Here is an 18,147-nt window from a genome sequence, read left to right on the forward strand (position 1 = left end):
TCATCGGTCTGTGGCCGTGGCCTCGGCTCGATCGTAGGCGGCCGCACCGACACCGAGCGTGGAGTCAGCCGCTCAGTTCTCCAGCCAGCCCTGCTGGTCGGCGAACGCGGTGAGACGGTCGCGGATGGTCAGGATCTCGCCCGCGGTGAGGGCGGGACTCGCGTCCAGGAGCAGTTCGGTGATCAGGCGTTTGTGCTCGGCGACGGTGAGCGGTCCGGAGCCGGGGCGGTCCTTTCCCTTGTGCCGCGCCGGGGGCGCGGACGATCCGCCGACCACGGTGAGATTGACCGCCTTGGGTCCGCGGTCGCCTTCGGTCACCTCGAATTCGAACACCCGCCCCTGCCGCAATTCGTCCTCGTCCAAGCCGATGTCGTTGACGTGGACGAACACGTCGGGTCCACCGTCCTCCGGCCGAATGAATCCGAATCCCCGAGAGCTGTCGAACGACACCAATTTCCCGATGGACACCAACACCCGCTCCTCGTCGCCGTCGCTACCGGGCAACTTTAACCCGCCTTTTCGCCGTCGTCGGTGGAAAGCGCCTTTTGCAACGATTGGAAAACGGTCAGTCCCTGACCGACCATTCCGTTCACCAGTTCGCCCACTCCGTCCGGTCCGTTCAGCACGGTGAGATTCGCGTTCGCCAGGCCGTGGGACGCCTGCTTCACGATTTCGGGAAGTTGTTCGATCAACAACTGGTCGAGCGCGATCCGGTTGTTCGACGCGGCCGCCGCGGCCTGGATGCGGGTGCGGTCGGCTTCGGCCTCGGCCAGGATGCGCACCCGATCCGCTTCGGCCTGAGCGGGTTTCACTACCTCGGCCTGCAATTGCTGCTCCCGCAACTCGGCCTCTTTGCGCGCCTGCTCGGCCTGCGCGGTGAGCACCTCCTGCAACGCCATCGCCTCGGCCAGCGGGCCCGCCTGCGCGGCCTCCGCGTTGGCCTTGTCGATATCGCGCTGGTATTGCGCGCGCAGGATCGCCGTCTCGCGCTGATATTCCGCCTGCCTGCGCTGGGATTCCTGCTCGGCTTGCGCCGACACCTGCGCGGCCTGCGATTGCGCGATCTGCGCGTCGCGCTGCACGGCGGCATTGTGCGGCGCGGCGAGCGCGGCGATATAGCCGAGGTTGCCGTCATCGATGGACTGGATCTGGAAGGAATCGACCCACAGGCCGATATTGCTCATCTCGACTTTCGACGCGACGAGCACTTCGTCGGCCAGTTTCTGGCGCTCCCGGATGATTTCCTCGACCGTCATCGAGCCCACGATCGACCGCAGGTGGCCGGAGAAGATGCGCCCGGTCAGCACCGACATCTCCCGCTCCTGCTCGGAGAGGAACCGCTGTGCGGCGTTCACGATGGACTGGGTGTCGTTGGCGACCTTGAACGCGATCACCGCGCGGACGTCGAGCTGGATCGCCTGCTTGGTGACGCAGCGCTCCTTGATCTCGGATTCGAACATCGCCAGCGACAGGTAGCGCACCTTGCGGAACAGCGGAATCACCCAGGCGCCCCGCCCGATGATCACTTTGAACGGCGCGTTGTCGCGGCTCTTGGCGCCGCTGACCAGCATCGCCTCGTCCGGGTCCGGTACGTGGTACCCCAGCACGTCTGTCTCCCTTACTTTTCAGGTTTCTCCGGCCGTGTCCGGGGTGAGCGGAATCCACGGGACGACGTCGACGACGCGCCCCGGATGGACCGCGATGACCAGCACGGCCGCACCTGCCTGGATCGGCTCGGTGGACTGTGCGATGTACAGCTCGGTTCCCCCTCGAATCGCGACCAGGACCTCACTTAGCGTCCCGGCGCCCCGGATCGGCGATGTGAGCGTACCCGTCAATCCCACCACCGGGTCGGTCATCCCAGGATCTCCTTCTTCCGACGATCGGATCGTCACCCTACGTCTCGCACAGCACCTTTCGATATCGGCCGGGCGGGACCGCCGCGACGGCGCAGGTATGTTGCTTGCATGGGAGGACGGCTGGCGCTGGTGGTGGGGTCGGAATGCGCGGCGCTGGGAGAATTGGGTTTCACCGAGGAACTCGCCCATGGGCTGTACGGCAGCCTGACCGAAGCGGGCGGTTGGCGGCCTGCGATCGATGTCGACGGCCCGGTGCTGAATCCCACTGCCGCGCAGTTGCTCACCGCCGTCGACGCGGCCTTCGCGGCGGCATCGCAGCGGCAGGCCACCCTGCTGCTCGGCTTCATCGGGCACGGCGTGGCGACCACTGCCGAGGACTTCTATCTGCTGAGCCACGATTCCCCCGGCGACCCCAACTCGCACAACGCTTTCCACCTCACACAGGAGATCCGCGAGCGGCTCGACCGCGCCGCGTTGGACGGGCTGGTGCTGCTCGTCGACGCCTGCGAGGCCGGGCAGGGCGTGCAGGGCGCCGCGCGCCGGTGGACCGATCTACTGGCGCTGTCGGGCGGCCGGATGGAGCTGCTGGTCGCCTCCGGTGACGGGCCCGCGTACTCCGGATGCTTCACCCGCACCATGCTCAGCACGTTCGATCTGGGTCTGCCGCTGCGCGGGGAGAACCTGCTGCCCTCGGACCTGGTCGATCCGATCGCCGTGCAGTGCACCCACCAGCAGCCGCAGCATCTGTCCTTCAGTTCCGGCGCGGTGTCCACGACGCAGGGCGTCGACCCGGGATTGTGGCTGGTACCGAACACCGCGCGCCATCGAGACGCGGTGAGCGGACGTTCCGCCGCCGGGTTCGTCGACCAGCTGACCCGGCGTCTGCTGCTGACGCCCGATGTGCGCGAGCGTCTCGACGCGATCGTCGACGCGGGCAGTCACCGGCTGCGGGCGGTGCTGGGGCCCGCGGGCGTGGGCAAGTCCACGCTGCTGGCCATGCTGATCCGTCCCAGCCTGGTCGACGGACTCGCCGTGACCCCCGACTACGTCACCGCCGCGGTGTTCTTGACGGTGAACAGCTCGGTGGAGTCGGTCGCCTCGGAACTGGCCGTGCAACTCGACGCACGACTACCCGGGTTCCGGGAGGCGGCGCGCGCGGCGCGGGCGCACCGGCCCAGGGACGAGTTCGACATCTTCGACATCCTGGTGCGTCGCCCGCTGGCGCGCCTGTCCACCGCGGGCCGGCGGGTCACCCTGGTCTTCGACGGACTGAATCAGCCGCAGGAGGGGACCAGGCGGTTGCTGGTGGCCGCGATCGCCGATCTGACCCGCCGGGAAGATCTTCGGCACGTGCGGGTGATCGTCGGTATCCGGCCGGGCACCGGTGTCGAGGACGATCCGGGGCTGGCGCACATGTACCGGATCGATGTCGCCGAACCGGCGGCCGACGACATCGCCGCCGTGGTGGACTCGGCGCGCGGAACGGCGCCGGTCGGCCCGGTCGACTGGATCGGCTGGATCCAGCGGCTGCTGGCGGAGACCCCGACCGACGCGAGTGGTTCGCGAGCGGTCTCCGGCGGCTGGCTGGTCGCGCGCATCCTGCTGGAGGTCGCCTCGAGATTGACCGACGGGGCGGTCGCCTCGGGGATCGGGCTGGATCGGGTTATCGCGCTGCGGGTCGAGACCGCACTGCGCGGCGCCGATCCCGCGACCGCGAGTGACACGGCGACTCTGCTCGGCCTGCTGGCCGCGGCGGGAGTCGGGCCCGTGCTGCCGCTGGAGTTGCTGGATTCGGCGCTGTTGTCGCTCGGCGTCGACCTCAGCGCCGCCCGGATCCGCGACATCGCAGTGAACCTCGGCGCGTTGATCACCCGCAGTCATCCCGGCACCGTCCGCGAGTCGCTCGGTGTCACCCACAGCGCGTTCCTGCCCGCGCTGCACGCGGAATGCCATCGTTTCGGCGTGCGCATCGCGGACGCGCACCGCGCCCTCGTCGCGGCGATCCAGGCCGACGACAGCGACCGGTCCGCCGACTACGCGCGGGGCGCGGCCGTACGCCACTGCCTTGCCTACGGCGATTCGGCCCTGGCCATCGACTTCCTGCGGAAACTGGAGACCGGCAGGTCGGCCGACGATCGGGACCTGTGGGCCGCGTGGGCGCCGGATTTCGTCGAGTCGCTGGGGCCGGATCATCCCGATACCTTCACCACGCGGGAGCGGCGGGCCTATCACCGCGCCGAGAGCGGCGACCTGGTCGGCGCCGTAGCCGATTTCGACCAGCTGCTCGCCGACCGGTTGCGGGTGTTCGGCCCCGACGACCCGGCCACCTTGGACACCCGCGACCGGCTGGCCAGCTACCGCGCTCGCTGCGGTGACTACTCCGGCGCGGGGGAGGAATTCGAGCACCTGCTCACCGACCAGCTGCGCCTGCTCGGCCCCGATCATCCCGAAACCCTGCGTACCAGAAACAATCTGGCGTCCAACCGCGGCGACATAGGCGATTTCGCCGGCGCCATCGCCCGATTCGACCGGCTGCGCGCCGACCGTGCCCGCGTGCTGGGAGCCGACCATCCGGCCACCTTGCGCACCCGCAACAGCTTGGCGTATTGGCGAGCCGACAGCGGCGACCTCGACGGCGCCCGTGCCGAGTTCGAGCAGTTGGTGGCCGACTATCACCGCGTCTTCGGCGCGGACCACCCCGATACGCTCGGCGCACGCAACAACCTGGCGGCGTTTCGCGCGCGCAGCGGTGATCTCACCGGTGCCGGAGCGGAGTTCACCCGCCTGCTCGACGATCGTCTGCGGGTGCTCGGCCCGGACCATCCCGACACGCTGCTCACCCGCGGCAGGCTGGCCGGTTACCGCGCCGACAGCGGTGATCTCGAGGGCGCGATCACCGACTTGGAGAAACTCCTCGGCGACCGGTTGCGGGTTCTGGGCCCGGACCATCCGGACACCTTCGAGACCCGCAACGAGCTGGCGGGCTGCCGCGCTCGCCACGGCGACCAGGACCGTGCGGTCGCGGAACTGGAGGTTCTGCTGGTCGCGGAGTTACGGGCCCTCGGCCCCAATCACGCCGCCACCATCCGGACCAAGAACACCCTGGCGTATTGGCGGGGTCAGTCCGGGGATTGACCGCCCGGCCGCGGGGTCAGGACCGGTAGAGCGAGCGGTACACGGTCAGCATCGCGAGGCAGTGCTCGATGATCTGCTCCCGGGTGGCGCGCAGCGAGCCGTTCAGCCACGCCGAGAACATGCCCGCGTTCCCGCTGGCCATGCTCACCGCCGCCAGCCTGCGCTTGACCGGGTCGTCGATGTGGCCGAACAGATGGTCCTGCATGACCCGGGTGAACACCGGCATCACGGCGAAGGTGGTCTGCCCGAGGCCGGTGCTCGAATACGGCTCGACCAGGAACAGTCGCGATTTGCGTGGGTCGTCGAGCACCTTGTCCACGAGGATCTCCGACAGCGCGCGGTCGCGGGACGGGTCGTCGGTGGCCGCGAAGGCCGTCATCGGCTCCAGGAATTCCTCGGCGACCTGGCGGTAGAGCACGTCCAGCAACTCGTCGCGGCTGGCGAAGCTCTCGTAGAAGTAGCGGTCGGTGAGGTTGGCCTTGCGGCACACCGCCCGCATGGTGACTCCGCTCGCTCCGGACTCGCCGATCAGGTCGAGGGCGGCCTCCAGCAGCGCCGCCCGTCGCGTCTCCCTGCGCTCGGTGAGCGTCGTCCCACCCCAGATCCGCGGGCCCCCGTCGTCGTCTGCTTCCTGACCTGTCTGCACGGCCCCACGATAATGCCTGGCGGCGCGCCCCGGCGCCGCGCTCACCGGCCCCCGGCTCCGCGGTCTTGCCGAAATGGCTCCCCCGCCGTCACGGCCTGGTAACTGTTGGTTTACTCGATCTGGTTACCGTCCCGAGGTCTCTCGGTGGTTCGGTAGTGGAGGTGTAACGGCGCGTGAACAACTCCGCTGCGGTGGTCTTATCCGAGGCGATCGGTGCCCGAATCGCGCACCCGGGGCCGCGATCGGTCCGACCAGCGGTTCGGCATCTTCCGCCGCCGCGGCGCCCGGTGCCGCTGGCTCGCGGCCCGCGTCCGGCGCACCTTCCGCTCGCTCCCGCCCAAGAACGAATGTGGTATGCCGCGCGGGCCGGAAACTCGGGTGACTGGAATGTGGCTCGCGCGGTGCGACTGGCCGGGCCTGCGCTGCGGCCCGAGGTGATCGTCGCCGCGATCGATGACGTCGTGGCCAGACATGAACCGCTACGCACCCGCTACCCGCGGACCGCGTCGGGGCCCGCGCAGGTGATCGTCCCGGTGCACGAGGCCGAACCGCGAACCGACGTCGTCGCCGTCACCGAAGCCGAATTGCCGCGCCGTCTCGCGGAATTCACTGCCGGCGAGTTCGATCTGGACACCGATCTGCCGCTGCGCGCCCGGCTGTACGTGCTCGGACCGCGCGAGGTGGTGCTGGCGCTGGTCGTGCATCACATCTCGATCGACGGGCGCTCGGTGGCCCCGTTGCTGCGCGATCTCGTCACGGCATACCTCGCCAGGCAGGCCGGAGCCGCGCCGAACTGGCCGCCTCTGCCGGTCGACTACGCCGACTACACCCTGTGGAAGCACGCCCAGCTCGGTGACTACTCCGACGAATGGAGCCGCGCAACCCAGCAGTTGCGCTACTGGGCCGATACGCTGGCCGGCCGGCCGGCAGTGCTGGAGTTCCCTGACGCGCGCCCCCGCGCACCTCGCCGGACCGGCGCGGCGGGCGCCGGAGCCGTGGTTGCGGTCGCGTTCGGCGCCGATGTGCACCGCGCGCTGCTCGATCGGGCGGGTGCGGCGGGGGCCAGTCTTTTCATGGTGTTGCAGACCGCATTCGCGGTGGCGGTCGGCGCGTTCTCCGGCAGCGCCGACGTCACGGTGGCCACCGCGGTGGCGGGCCGCGACCACCGGCTGCTCGACGACCTGGTCGGCAACTTCGCCGACGACGTGCTGATGCGGGTTCGCCTCGACCGCGCCGCCGGCGCGGAGGAACTGCTCGACCAGGTGCGCAGGGTCGCGCTGGCCGCGTTCGCCCACCCCGATACCCCCGGCAGGCGGCTGAAACGGTGCCTGCTGCAGGACGCGACCTGCCCGCTGTTCCAGGCGACGCTCATCCTCCAACGCGGTGCGGCCGTCCGGCCCGCGGCTGCCGCCCACGGCGGGTTGACCATCACCGAAGTCGACACCGGAGTCGTGCGCGCCAAGCACGACCTCGAATTCGGTCTCGTCGACCGGTACGACCGGCTCGGCGCGCCCGCGGGCATCGACGGGATATTCATCTACCCGACGGCACTGTTCGAGCGGGCCACGGCGGTCGCGTTCGTCGAATTGTTCACCGCCACCGTGGAACTGCTGGCCACCGGCTACCGCGGTCCGGTCGCCCCGTTGCTGTCGGGCTTTCCCGCCGCACCGAGGTGATTCGACGGCCGGCGAACCGCGGAGATCAGCCTCGTTCCAGCGGCAGCCCCGCATCGCGCCAGGCGACGACACCGCCGGCCAAACTGGCGGCGTCGTATCCGGCCCGCCGGGCTCGCGCGGCGAAACGCACCGACAGCTCACCGACGGGGCAGACGAAGACCACGGGACGCGAGCGCGGGAACGGGATGCCGTGGCCGAACATGTCGTCGAGTTGGTCGTCGCGAATGTTCAACGCGCCGGGCACGTGCCCGATCCGGTAGGCCATGGCGCCACGGCTGTCCACGATGGTCGGGCGGTCGGTCCGGTCCAGCTCGACGAGCTGCTCGGGCGACAGGCGCGGTACCGCTGCCAGTTCGTCCGCGCTCGGCGCCGCTTCCCGTTCGGTGCGGCCGAACAGTTCCGGCCTGCGCTTCTTGATATAGGACAGGTACGGCTCGAGCCGATCGCAGACGATGAACACCGCGACGATCGGGTCGTCCGGATCGGTTGCCGAGCGATCGAGCGCGCCGAGCGTGTCCAGCGCGGCGGCGTAGGCCGCGCCGCTGGTCGGGCCGGCCAGGACGCCGTACCCGGTCGCCAGGCCGAGTGTCGCGTCCACGGCTTCGCCCGCCCGCACGGTGACGATCCGGTCGTAGAACTCCGGCTGGAACAGCCCGACATCCCACATCTCGCTCTCCGAGCGGATGCCGGGAATGAAGTCGGACCGCTCCGAAACGACCGCGACGGTACGCAATTCGGGATTGTGCTTGCGCAGATAGGTGGCGGTCCCCCTGGTGGACCCGGTGGTGCCGAGCCCGCCGATCAGATAATCGATCCGGGTGATGCCATCGGCCGCCAGGTCCTCGTGGATCTCCCGTCCGGTGCCGTGGTGGTGCGCCTCGATGTTCTTCTCGTTGGTGTACTGCGACAGATGACGGTACGCGCCGGGATGCTGCGCCATGGTCGCCTCGATCACCGAGTAGACGTCGTTCGGCGTGGTCGGGTCCGGGCACTCGGACAGCCCGGGCAGTTCCACGATCTCGGTCCCGAACAGCTGCAGCAGGTCACGGACCTCGCCGACCTTGATCCGGTTGGTCACCGCGCGCAGATCGATGCCGTACACCGCGCCGAGGACGCGCAGCGCCTTGGCGGTGTTCCCGCTGGAGGCCTCGATGAGCGTCCGACCGCCTGCGCGGATCTCCGCCAGGTCGTCGCGCAGCATCGCCCAGGCCACCCGGTCCTTGACCGAGCCGAAGGGATTGTGCGACTCCAATTTCGCGTAGAGCTCCACCCCGGCCAGTCCGTGCACCACGGGGTCGAGCCGGAGCAGTGGCGTGTTACCGATGAGTTCGGTGATGTGGTCGTATCGCATCAAAGGGCCTCGACGGATCGGACCGGGCCTGTGGCAAGGTCTGCGCCGCGCGTCGCGGCATGAAGCGCTCGTGGCGACTCGACGGGGAGACCGGGCTCGTAGTCGGCGTCGGGGACGACCCGGAATCCGTCGGGGGTCCGGTCGACCGCGAGTTTCGCGGGCAGCGGGTGCATGGAGGCCACCGCCGCGGACAGGTCCATGTGATAGGCGGCGGTGTTCGGGAACACCACCACATCGCCCGGCTGCGGGCGGGCGGACAGCCATACCTTGTGATTGGTGATCAGGTCTCGCTCCAGACACAACCGTCCGGCGAAGTAGACGCCGACCGGACCCGTCGCGCAGTCGCGTCCAGCGGCGACGTCCGCGCGGGGCAGCAGGATCGGATCGACCATGACCTCCTGGTCGGCGGGTGTCACGGCATCGCGGCTGAGATCGACGTGCACCAGCACGCTGCCGTCGGCGACTTCCTTGACGAACTCGACCGTGGCCAGCGTGACGCCCGCGTGATCGGCCAGCGCCTTGCCCGGTTCCAGCCACAGCTCCAGCAGATTGTCGCCCGCCACCTGCGCCACCGTGCGTCCGCCGTGCCGCTCCAGCGGCGCGTCGAGAAGATCGGCGAGCATGCGATCGGCGGGGACGGTATTGGCGTACTTGTGGAACACCGGTGTGCCGTGCACGGCGCCACCGGCGACGTGATAGCCGAAGGTGTTATTGCCCCAGGTCATCGGTTCCCCACGGCCGAGCAGCGATTCACGCAGTGCCAGTACATAGGCGTCGAACTGTTCGGCGTCGGCGGTGAACACCTGCCGGAACCCGCCGCCGATGTCGAGCACCGAAGGGGTGAACCCGCGATCGTAGGCTTGCTCGATCAGACGCAGGCAGGCGTCGATCGCCCGGACGCGCTCGCCGAGATCGCCGGAGTCGAGGTGGAAGGCGAACCCGAGGAAGGAGACCCGCCCGCGCTGCGCCGACAGCAGATCGAACGCCTGCTCGACCTGCGCGAGCGGCATCCCGAACCGGCTCACCTGTTGCGTGCCGATACCGGAAACCCGCAGCAGCACGGGTATTTCCGCATGGTCGTGGGCCAATTCCGCGATGCGGCCCAGTTCCCACAGGTTGTCCACATTGATCGTCGAACCGCGTTCGACGAGGTCGCGCAGGAATGTTTCCCCTTTCGGCCCGGTGACCTCGATGCGCGCCGGGCCGAACCCGGCGGCGAGGGCGCTGGACAGTTCGTGCGGTGATGCGACGTCGACGGCGATGCCATCGCGCTCGGCGGTGCGGACGAACGCGCGAGACTGATTCACCTTGTGCGCGTAGCAGATTCGGTGCGCGGGCAGGCGCCGCTCCAGCACTGCGCGCAGACGGAGCAGATTCTCCGAGTAGACCTGCGGGAACACCAGATGCACCGGGGATCCGAACCGTGCCTGTGTCTGCGCCGCGAGGCCAGGGGTATCGAGAAAAGCACGGACCATCGGATGCAACCTCGCGGGCAGCGCGGGCGGCCGAGGTGTCATACGGCGGCTTCCGATGCTTCGGTGACCGAGGCCCGCGCCGCGCCGTCGGGGCGTTGTGCGACCGGGTTGTAGCCGCCGTCCCGGATCGCCTCGAAGGCCCGGGCACGATTGCGCGGGCTGCGGAACTCGGCCACCACTCTTTTGCTGTCCAGATCGATCTCCGCCACGCGGATGTCCATCGACTCCAGCACTCCGCCAATCGTGCGGACGCAGTGCTTGCAGGTCATATCGGGCACGTAGAACACGTGGTCCTCGGCGGTGGCGGCACGGTCGGCGGTCGCCTCGTCGAGTTCGGCGCTCACCTGGGCGATCTCGATTCGGCCCGCGATCTCGGTGAACGTCGCGACGAACCGGTCGACCAGCAACGGCAGGATACTGAAATGCCCGCTGTCGAGCTGATGCGGCGTGGCCGCCAGGCAGGACGGATGGCTGCCGATGGGCAGCAGAGCGTACTGCCGGGAGATCAGATCCAGGTCGTCGTGGTACTTGGCGATCGCCTCGGCGGCCGTGAGCCCTTCGACGGTGGTGGCGCGCTCCATCACGGCGTGCGCGTCGGCGATGGTGGCGTCCTTCATCGCGCGCAGGGTCGCCACCGTCTCCGCCGAATAGCGCACGGTGCCGTCGGGCTGTGCCACGAGCGACACCGGGATCATGCCCCGCCGATAGGTCGAAGCCTGCAGCTCCCAGAACCATCGAGTGGCCACCGCGGCGAAGATTCCGGAAGCCCGGAGGCCCTCGGCGAACTCGGCGGCATCGCGGTAGGGGGTCTGGGCGGCCAGTAGCGCGTGCTGGGCCAGCACACGCCCCGCCGCCTCGATGCCGACCCGGAAGATGTCGCGCGGATCGTGGTCGGTGGTCGTGCCGGCCAGCACGGCGTGTTCACTCGGCCCGAGCGCCGCGATGCGCGCGGCGAAGGCCGGATCGGCGTCGAGCTGGTGCCACAGTGCCAAGACGGTCTCGCGCATCGCGATCGGCACCGAGGGGCCGAGGCCGTCGGTGCGGAAATGCCCGGTGTTCGGGATGCCGTCGCTGTCGGTCCACGCGATCCGGTGCGTCGCGCTGGTCATCTGATCCGCGCGACACGGCCGCATGAATCGCTCCAGATACAGCCGCTGTGAATAGGTGAGATGACTGTTTTCCTCGGGACGCACTGCGGCGCAAGTGAATTCGAAGCGTCGAGGCGGGGGAGCCGGCACGAGCGCGGTGCGCGACCCCGGTTGGGCCAAGTCCGCCAGCACCCTGGACGCAGCCCGCCGGTCGTAGCGGGGGATGTCGTTACTCACGTGACCTCCTCGGCGATCGTTCGCACGCACGCGACGAATCGGTCGATCTCGTCGGGCGTGTTGTAGATGTGCGTGCTCACCCGCACCGAGCCCGCGCCGTCGGTTTCGGCGGGGACGCAATGCGCGCCGGTGCGCACCAGGAAACCCAGCTCGCTCAAGACGAATCCGGCGTCGGTGGCCGAGATCCCGTCCAATGTGAAGGAGGCGATGCCGTAGCCGACCTCGCACGTGGCATGCGCCGGACCGGGCAGGAACTCCAGGCCGGGGACCGGGCGCAACCCGTCGATCAGGCGCAGGGTCAGGGCACGGTTGTGCTCGGCGACGACATCCATGCCGAACGACTCCAGCACCTCCAGCGCACTGCCGAGGGCGAGGATGCCCGGAATGTCGGGCGTACCGCCCTCCAGCAGCGCTGGCATCGGCCCCGGCCGCAACCCCTCCGGACCCGGGGCGATGCCGGAATTGCCGCCGGGCAGAAAAGGCACCAGTCGGTCGTGCACGCGACGGTGGCAGTACAAGATCCCGGTGCCCGGTGCCCCGAACATCTTGTGCGCGGCGAAGATCGCGAAATCCGCGCCGAGCTCGGTCACGTCGACCGGGAGATGCCCGCCGCTCTGCGAGCAGTCGAAGCACAGCAGGATGGCGGGATCGATACGGCCGCGCAATTCCTCCAGGGTGCTGAGACCGCCGAAGACATGGTGCAGATGCCCGACTGTGATCAGACGGGTGCGCGGGGTGATCCTGGCCAGTATGTCGTCGGTGTCCGCCTCTCCGGCGGCGGTCACCCGGTAGGGAATCAGATCGATACGGCGTCCGAACCCGGCGAGTAATCCGCGCAGGTGTCGCCACGGGTACACGTTCGACGCGTGATCGCTTGCGTTGTACAAGATCTCGTCGCCGTCGGCGAGCGCGGTCAGGCCCCACGACAGCGCGACGGCGTTCAGCGCGGCGGTGGCGCCCGCGGTGAAGACCACCTCGTCCGGGTGCTCGGCGCCGATGAACGCGGCGGCGCGTTCCCGGACCCGGGCGATCCGCGCGGTCAGACCGGTGGCCCAGGGATAGGTGCCGCGGCCGACGTTGGCGGTGCCGTTGCTGTGATAGCGCTGGATGGTCTCGATCACCGGCAGCGGCTTCTGTGTGGTCGCGGCGCTGTCCAGGTAGACCTCGGTGGCGCCGGCGAGCGCCGGGAACAACGACCGTGCCGCGACCGGCGGCGTCACCGGTGGCCGGGGAGCTTCGTCGGCCTGCGTCACCGGCGATCTCGGGGCAGGGGACCGCAACGTGACGCTCCCTTCACCGGTAACTCGGACGTCACCCACGATACGCATTTCCGGTACGGACTTCGAAGTTTTGTCGTGGACAACGGCTTTCACGACTAGGCTCGACGATATGCCCCTGACCCCGCAAGAGCGTCAAGAGTTCCTCGCGCAGCCGCACGTCGCGGCGTTCGCGGTGGCCGCGGGCACCGGTCGTGGCCCGCTGACCGTCCCGATCTGGTACCAGTACCGCCCCGGATCCGAGATCTGGATCCTGACCGGCCAGGAGTCGCAGAAGATGCGCTATCTCCGGGAGACCGGCCGGTTCAGTCTGCTGGTGCAGCAGGTGGAGCCCACGGTCCGGTATGTGAGTGTGGAGGGCCCGGTCACCCGGACAATCCCGATGACCGACGAACTGCACCGCGAGATGGCCGCGCGGTATCTGCCGGCCGAATCGGTCGACGCCTACTTGAAGGCGGCCGAGGCCTTCGGTGAGCAGATCGCGGTCTACCTGCGGCCGGAGCACTGGCTGTCGGCCGATTTGGGAGACCCGAGCGCGCTCTAATATCTGCCCTGCAGGTACTCGACGAGGTGTTCACGTTCGGTCGCCAATTCGGAGATCGCGCTCTTGACCACGTCGCCGATGCTGACGATGCCGACCAGCCTGCCCTGATGCACCACCGGCAGGTGCCGGATACGGTGTTCGGTCATGGTGCGGCGCAGGCCGTCGACCCGGTCGTCGGGTGCGCAGGTGTGCACCGCGGCGGTCATGATCGCCGACACCGGCGTGTCGAGCAGGTCCGCGCCCCGGGCATGCAGACTGCGCACCACGTCGCGTTCGGAGACTATGCCCGCGATCGTCTCGCCGTCCGGTGAGACGACGACCGCGCCGATGTTCCGCTCGGCCAGCGTGGCGAGCAGTGTGCGCACCGTCGTGTCGGGCGCGACCGTGGCCACGTCGCTGCCCTTCCTGCGCAGGATCTCCGAAATTCGCATATTTCACCATCCAGACGTCGGGGCACTACCAGGATCGCAAGTTTGCGGCGCGGTGACCAGCACGAATCCGTTACAGGCCACGGTTCGGTCACGGTGCGCATATCAGAGGCGGCGCGCGACACTGCGGTCCAGATCGCGCGCGAGCAGGGCGATCGCCGCCTGGGAGATGCCCGCCGAGGTCGCCAGGTCGATGGAGGTCAGCTGGGCGATGCGGCGCAGGCGGTAGTCGACGGTGTTCGGGTGCACGTAGAGCTGGCGTGCGGTGAGCTGCCGGTTCATATCGTTGCCGAGGTAGGCGCGCATGGTGTCGAACAGCTCGGGATGGGCGTCCAGCGGGTCGAGGATGGTCGCGATCCGCCGTGTCGCAGGCCCGCTACGGGTGAGCTGGTATTCCACGGCCAGATCCGACATCTGGTAGAGGCCGGGCGGCCGGACGCCGACACGCACGAGATTGAGCAGCTCGTGCGCTTGATCGGCCGATTCGGGGATCTGATCGGTGTCGGTCGGGACGACGGTCGCGGTGAGCGGCACCTCGGCGGCAGCGGCCAGCAGCTCGAGCGTGGTGGCGGTGAGGACGGTCTCGGCCTCGTCGCCCAGCGGGATGAGCAGTGTCCCTCCCTTGGCGCTGAGCAGCGCGAGCGCGCGGGAGGCGAACACGGTGGCCAGCTCGGACTGTAGTCGCCGTAGCTTGCGGCGCGCGGCCACGTTCCCGTCGACGCGCGGATCGCGCTCGTCCGGATGCTCCGGAATCGACAGGGCGACAACCTGATAGGCCTCCGCGATCGGAATGCCGGTCTGCCGTGCCAGAGCCGAACTGCCGCGACCGCTGAGCAGTGCCGAGGCGAGCGTCTGCGTCGCCGTCTGGTGCTCCTTGGCGACCAAGTGCTGTTCGTCGACGTAGGCATCGGACACCGCCGCGGTGATCGCCTCGAGCAGTTCGAGAAGCAGATCGGCGGCGACCAGCACCTCGTCGACGTCGTCTGCCTCGGCCGGCGCGGTGACCAGACCGAAGGCGATGCGCAGCCCTTCGTGATATGCGCGCAGGATCGTGCTCAGCGGCACACCCTCCCGCGCCCATCGAGCGGCCGCCGCGCGGACCGGGCCGAGCTGGTTCTCGTCCGGCACGGTACGCCGGTCGAACATCTCGGCGGCGAGGCTCAGGCAGCTGCGGGTGAGTTTCGTGACGTCACCACGCAATTGCTCGCCGGGCAAGGTGCGGCAGGGAGCCATGACGTTCTGGAAGTATCCGACCATATGCGAGGCCACGCTGTCGGTGTTCAGCAAAGGCACCGAAGCCGGCTGTCCGCCGATTTCCAGCACCGGGTCGGACGAGTCGGCGGACAGATCCAACGCGGAGTAGGTCATTACGAGTTCGCTCCCGATGCCACGCCGAGCGTGCGAGAAATCGCGCCCGGGTTGATCGATCACTATACGAAAGCGTCGTATGCACGGGGAGTGATCTGGGAGATCGTTTGGGGGCGGCATGGATTTCGCGATGTTGCTGCGGCGACTCGGCACCGGACAGCGGGGGCATGGCGGAGGGCGGTTACGGCGTTGGAGCCGGGTTCACCTGCGATGAGGGCGATTGCCTGCCTGTGGTGGCAGGATTACTCGTCGTCCAGCCCGGCTGACAGATAGGCGGCGGCCGCCAGCCATTGCCTGCACTGCGGGCCGTGGACCTCATGGGTGTAGAGGATGTCGCGCGCCTGCCGGTAGGTGAGGCCGCGGGGCTCGACCCCGCAATCGGACAGGGCGAACTCGGGCGCCGCCGAGTACTGGCGCAGGGGTTCGGCGCCGGTGCCATCGATGATGGCTACCCGGCGGGGAGTTCGAAATGGCTCGATCATTCGACTGCCCCTCGCGTCCGACGTGCGGCAGGGAGGCCGATGTGCCGGTGACGCAGCTCGAACTCCCTGCGTACCTCCCCGATTTCGAGTTCGAGTCTATGCCTCCGTCGCTTACAGATGCAAGTACATCTGCACGATCGGTCGCAGAAAAAACGGCGGCGGCCGCCGGTGCGAGACCGGCGACCGCCGCTGTGCCGCTTACGGTTTGATGTTCAGGGGGCCTTACGGCTTGCGGGCGACCGCGCCGTAGGCGGAGATCGGCCGGGTCTCACCGACCTCGGTGGCGCCGGAGCGCCACTGTGTAATGGACACGAAGCCGGGGTCGACGAGTTCCAGACCGTCGAAGACGGCCTTGATCTGAGCCTGCGGGCGGGGGACATAAGGAGTACCGCCGGTGCCGGTGTAGTTCTCGCACAGGGTGACATACGCCTTGCTGTCGTCGGTGCCGTCCCACATCACCAGGTAACTGCCCGACGGCACGGCCTCCAGCACGGTATGCACGACGCGCAGCAGATCGTCGTAGGTCTTGGCGTGGCCGAGTACGCCCATGAACATCACGGCGATGGGCTCGTTGAAGTTGAGGACGTGCTTCGCGTCGTGGATGATCCGCTCGGGATCGTGGTAGTCGGCGTCGATGTAGGTGGTGACGCCCTCCGGGGTGGTGCTGGTGAGTAGCGCCCGCGCGTGCGTGAGCACCAGTGGGTCGTTGTCCACGTAGACGATCCGGGACTCGGGTGCGACGGTCTGGGCGACCTCGTGGGTGTTCTGCATGGTGGGCAGGCCGGTCCCGATGTCGAGGAACTGGCGGATGCCGATCTCGCCGGCGAGGTAGCGCACCGCGCGGATGAGGAACTGGCGTGACTGCACGGCCATGGTGGTGATGTCCGGATCGACCTCGACGCCGGCGTCGCCTGCGATGCGGTCGATCTCGTAATAATCCTTGCCGCCCATCCAGTAGTTCCAGATCCGCGCGGAGTGGGGGATGTCGGTCCGGATGAGAGGGCTGTGGTCTTCGGGCATGGGGGTGTACTCCTCGGCAAAAACGTGTCCGCGACACGGCCGTGCGGGTGGGTGCCTGGGGGCGTCGCGAATGACTGGTGCATCCGATGTGCACTGCGACACTACAAGATTCACCCTCGTCCAGCGGGGTGGATCGGGGAGCTGATCTCGCTGTTTTCCAGGCGAGGCGATCACGTTTCACATCGAAGCCCGGATGGGCCCGGTCCGCGAGCACACTGAGGGCGAACTTCGTGCTATCGTCCGGTGTTGGTGCAAATGCAAGAACGTTTGAACGTGCATCTGCACGAACCGAATCGCCTAACTGCGGTAACCGAGGAGTGGGGAAGATGTCGGATACGTCCACCAACGAGATCATCGGAACTTGGCGTAAGAGTTCCTTCAGTAATCCGAGCGGCAACTGCGTCGAGGTGGCCGAAACGGTCAACGGCCAGGTGGCAGTGCGAAACTCGCGGGACCCGGAGAGTGGGGTCCTCTTCTACACGCGTCCGGAGATCGATGCGTTCGTCCGTGGCGCGAAGGCCGGAGAGTTCGACTATTTGACTAGCTGAGCGGTAACATTAGCGGTCGGTGCGGTGTGTTTCGCGACAGGTGGTTGTGACACACTGTGGGCAACCCCCGGAGTATCGGAGACGAACTCGATGATCGCTGAACCCGATGACGATGGTCATGTGCAATCCGTTGTCGCGGAACGTGGTCCGACCGTGCTACGCATCGCCCTGGGCGGCCAGCTGCGCAAGCTCCGGGAGAAGAGGAACATCACCCGCGAGGCGGCGGGCGATGCGATCCGCGGATCGCACGCCAAGATCAGTCGTCTCGAGCTCGGCCGTACCGGCTTCAAGGAACGCGACATCCGCGACCTGCTGACCCTGTACGGCGTCCACGATCCCGAGGAGCGCGAGTCGTTCCTCGAGTTGGCCAGGCAGGCCAACGAACCCGGTTGGTGGCATCGCTACAGCGACCTGCTGCCGCAGTGGTTCGGTACCTACCTCGGTCTGGAACAGGCCGCGAGCAAGATTCGCACCTACGAATCGCATCTTGTTCCCGGCCTGCTGCAAACGCCCGAATACGCCAGGGCGGTCGTGGCGCTCGGGTACGAGGACGTCGACACGGATCGGCGGGTCGCGGTGCGTCAGCGCAGGCAGGAGATCCTCTTCCGCGCAGACCCTCCGGTGGTCTGGGCGGTGCTCGACGAAGCCGCGCTGGTGCGGCCGGTGGGTGGCCCGCAGGTGCATCGGGAGCAGATGTTGCACCTGGTCCGGCTGGCGAAGCTGCCGAATGTGACGATCCAGGTGCTGCCGTTCACCGCGGGCGAGCACGCCGCGGCGGGCAGTTCCTTCAGCATTCTGCGTTTCGCCGAGCCGGAACTCCCGGACATCGTGTACCTCGAACAGTTGACCAGCGCGCTGTATCTCGAGCGGCGGCAAGACCTGGCGTTGTATCTGTCGGTGATGGACCGGCTCAGCGTCCAGGCCGAGCGTCCGGACAAGTCGATCGAGATCATGGAGAAGTACGCCGAGGGGCGCTGAGATCGCGCGATAGCGTCTCGCGGCCGAACTACCCC

General features: G+C 68.3%; 17 protein-coding genes. 5 read left to right on the plus strand and 12 right to left on the minus strand.

All coding sequences use genetic code 11. The features are described from left to right. Positions 1-72 precede the first annotated feature (72 nt). The 3 genes from ACFU5M_RS25360 to ACFU5M_RS25370 are packed head-to-tail and all read right to left on the minus strand — an operon-like array spanning position 73 to position 1,859. On the minus strand, positions 73-474 hold the full coding sequence (locus tag ACFU5M_RS25360) for a cold-shock protein (protein ID WP_379053200.1): 402 nt from the start codon (positions 472-474) through the stop codon (positions 73-75). A 32-nt stretch (positions 475-506) separates the two neighbouring features. Next, positions 507-1,607, minus strand: a complete 1,101-nt coding sequence (locus ACFU5M_RS25365; protein ID WP_379053176.1) for an SPFH domain-containing protein — start codon at positions 1,605-1,607, stop codon at positions 507-509. Between the two features lie 18 nt (positions 1,608-1,625). Then, positions 1,626-1,859 (minus strand): hypothetical protein, encoded by a 234-nt coding sequence (locus ACFU5M_RS25370; RefSeq protein WP_379053178.1) that lies wholly within the window; start codon positions 1,857-1,859, stop codon positions 1,626-1,628. Positions 1,860-1,967: 108 nt separating this feature from the next. On the opposite strand from ACFU5M_RS25370, the gene ACFU5M_RS25375 reads away from it, so the two are divergent. Beyond that, positions 1,968-4,994 (plus strand): tetratricopeptide repeat protein, encoded by a 3,027-nt coding sequence (locus ACFU5M_RS25375; RefSeq protein WP_379053180.1) that lies wholly within the window; start codon positions 1,968-1,970, stop codon positions 4,992-4,994. A 16-nt stretch (positions 4,995-5,010) separates the two neighbouring features. On the opposite strand, the gene ACFU5M_RS25380 is transcribed toward ACFU5M_RS25375, so the two are convergent. After that, positions 5,011-5,640 (minus strand): TetR/AcrR family transcriptional regulator, encoded by a 630-nt coding sequence (locus tag ACFU5M_RS25380; protein ID WP_051175165.1) that lies wholly within the window; start codon positions 5,638-5,640, stop codon positions 5,011-5,013. A 347-nt stretch (positions 5,641-5,987) separates the two neighbouring features. On the opposite strand from ACFU5M_RS25380, the gene ACFU5M_RS25385 reads away from it, so the two are divergent. After that, positions 5,988-7,316 carry a condensation domain-containing protein gene (locus ACFU5M_RS25385; protein ID WP_379053181.1) on the plus strand — a complete coding sequence of 443 codons (1,329 nt, stop codon included), beginning with the start codon at positions 5,988-5,990 and terminating at the stop codon, positions 7,314-7,316. 25 nt (positions 7,317-7,341) lie between these two features. Here the strand turns inward: ACFU5M_RS25385 and ACFU5M_RS25390 are convergent, their stop codons facing one another. The 4 genes from ACFU5M_RS25390 to ACFU5M_RS25405 are packed head-to-tail and all read right to left on the minus strand — an operon-like array spanning position 7,342 to position 12,720. Continuing rightward, positions 7,342-8,667, minus strand: a complete 1,326-nt coding sequence (locus tag ACFU5M_RS25390; RefSeq protein WP_379053183.1) for a pyridoxal-phosphate dependent enzyme — start codon at positions 8,665-8,667, stop codon at positions 7,342-7,344. Beyond that, entirely contained in the window at positions 8,667-10,142 is a 1,476-nt protein-coding gene (locus ACFU5M_RS25395) for a decarboxylase (protein WP_379053184.1), read from the minus strand. The genes ACFU5M_RS25390 and ACFU5M_RS25395 overlap by 1 nt, the downstream gene beginning before the upstream one ends. Before the next feature lie 38 nt (positions 10,143-10,180). Continuing rightward, positions 10,181-11,467, minus strand: a complete 1,287-nt coding sequence (locus tag ACFU5M_RS25400) for a heavy-metal-associated domain-containing protein (RefSeq protein ID WP_379053186.1) — start codon at positions 11,465-11,467, stop codon at positions 10,181-10,183. Further along, positions 11,464-12,720 (minus strand): aminotransferase class V-fold PLP-dependent enzyme, encoded by a 1,257-nt coding sequence (locus tag ACFU5M_RS25405; protein WP_379053187.1) that lies wholly within the window; start codon positions 12,718-12,720, stop codon positions 11,464-11,466. Before ACFU5M_RS25405 ends, ACFU5M_RS25400 begins: the two co-directional genes overlap by 4 nt. 136 nt (positions 12,721-12,856) lie before the next feature. On the opposite strand from ACFU5M_RS25405, the gene ACFU5M_RS25410 reads away from it, so the two are divergent. After that, positions 12,857-13,288, plus strand: a complete 432-nt coding sequence (locus ACFU5M_RS25410) for a pyridoxamine 5'-phosphate oxidase family protein (RefSeq protein WP_379053189.1) — start codon at positions 12,857-12,859, stop codon at positions 13,286-13,288. Here the strand turns inward: ACFU5M_RS25410 and ACFU5M_RS25415 are convergent. From ACFU5M_RS25415 to ACFU5M_RS25430, 4 genes are all read right to left on the minus strand, one after another. Then, complete coding sequence (locus ACFU5M_RS25415; RefSeq protein WP_379053191.1) at positions 13,285-13,719, minus strand: CBS domain-containing protein; 435 nt, start codon at positions 13,717-13,719, stop codon at positions 13,285-13,287. The genes ACFU5M_RS25410 and ACFU5M_RS25415 overlap by 4 nt on opposite strands. 102 nt (positions 13,720-13,821) lie before the next feature. Further along, complete coding sequence (locus ACFU5M_RS25420) at positions 13,822-15,084, minus strand: PucR family transcriptional regulator (RefSeq protein ID WP_379053192.1); 1,263 nt, start codon at positions 15,082-15,084, stop codon at positions 13,822-13,824. A gap of 242 nt (positions 15,085-15,326) precedes the next feature. Continuing rightward, the gene (locus ACFU5M_RS25425) at positions 15,327-15,566 is read right to left on the minus strand and encodes a hypothetical protein (RefSeq protein WP_379053193.1); all 240 of its coding nucleotides are present in this window, start codon (positions 15,564-15,566) and stop codon (positions 15,327-15,329) included. Between the two features lie 222 nt (positions 15,567-15,788). Further along, positions 15,789-16,586, minus strand: a complete 798-nt coding sequence (locus ACFU5M_RS25430) for an SAM-dependent methyltransferase (protein WP_379053195.1) — start codon at positions 16,584-16,586, stop codon at positions 15,789-15,791. Positions 16,587-16,912: 326 nt separating this feature from the next. On the opposite strand from ACFU5M_RS25430, the gene ACFU5M_RS25435 reads away from it, so the two are divergent. Together ACFU5M_RS25435 and ACFU5M_RS25440 are read left to right on the plus strand one after the other, a co-directional pair. After that, a complete protein-coding gene (locus ACFU5M_RS25435; RefSeq protein WP_379053196.1) occupies positions 16,913-17,134 on the plus strand; it encodes a DUF397 domain-containing protein in 222 nt (73 codons plus the stop codon). Positions 17,135-17,224: 90 nt separating this feature from the next. Beyond that, positions 17,225-18,112 carry a helix-turn-helix domain-containing protein gene (locus ACFU5M_RS25440; protein ID WP_379053198.1) on the plus strand — a complete coding sequence of 296 codons (888 nt, stop codon included), beginning with the start codon at positions 17,225-17,227 and terminating at the stop codon, positions 18,110-18,112. Positions 18,113-18,147: the final 35 nt, after the last annotated feature.

Source organism: Nocardia sp. NPDC057455 (assembly GCF_042802775.1).
Lineage (GTDB): Bacteria > Actinomycetota > Actinomycetes > Mycobacteriales > Mycobacteriaceae > Nocardia.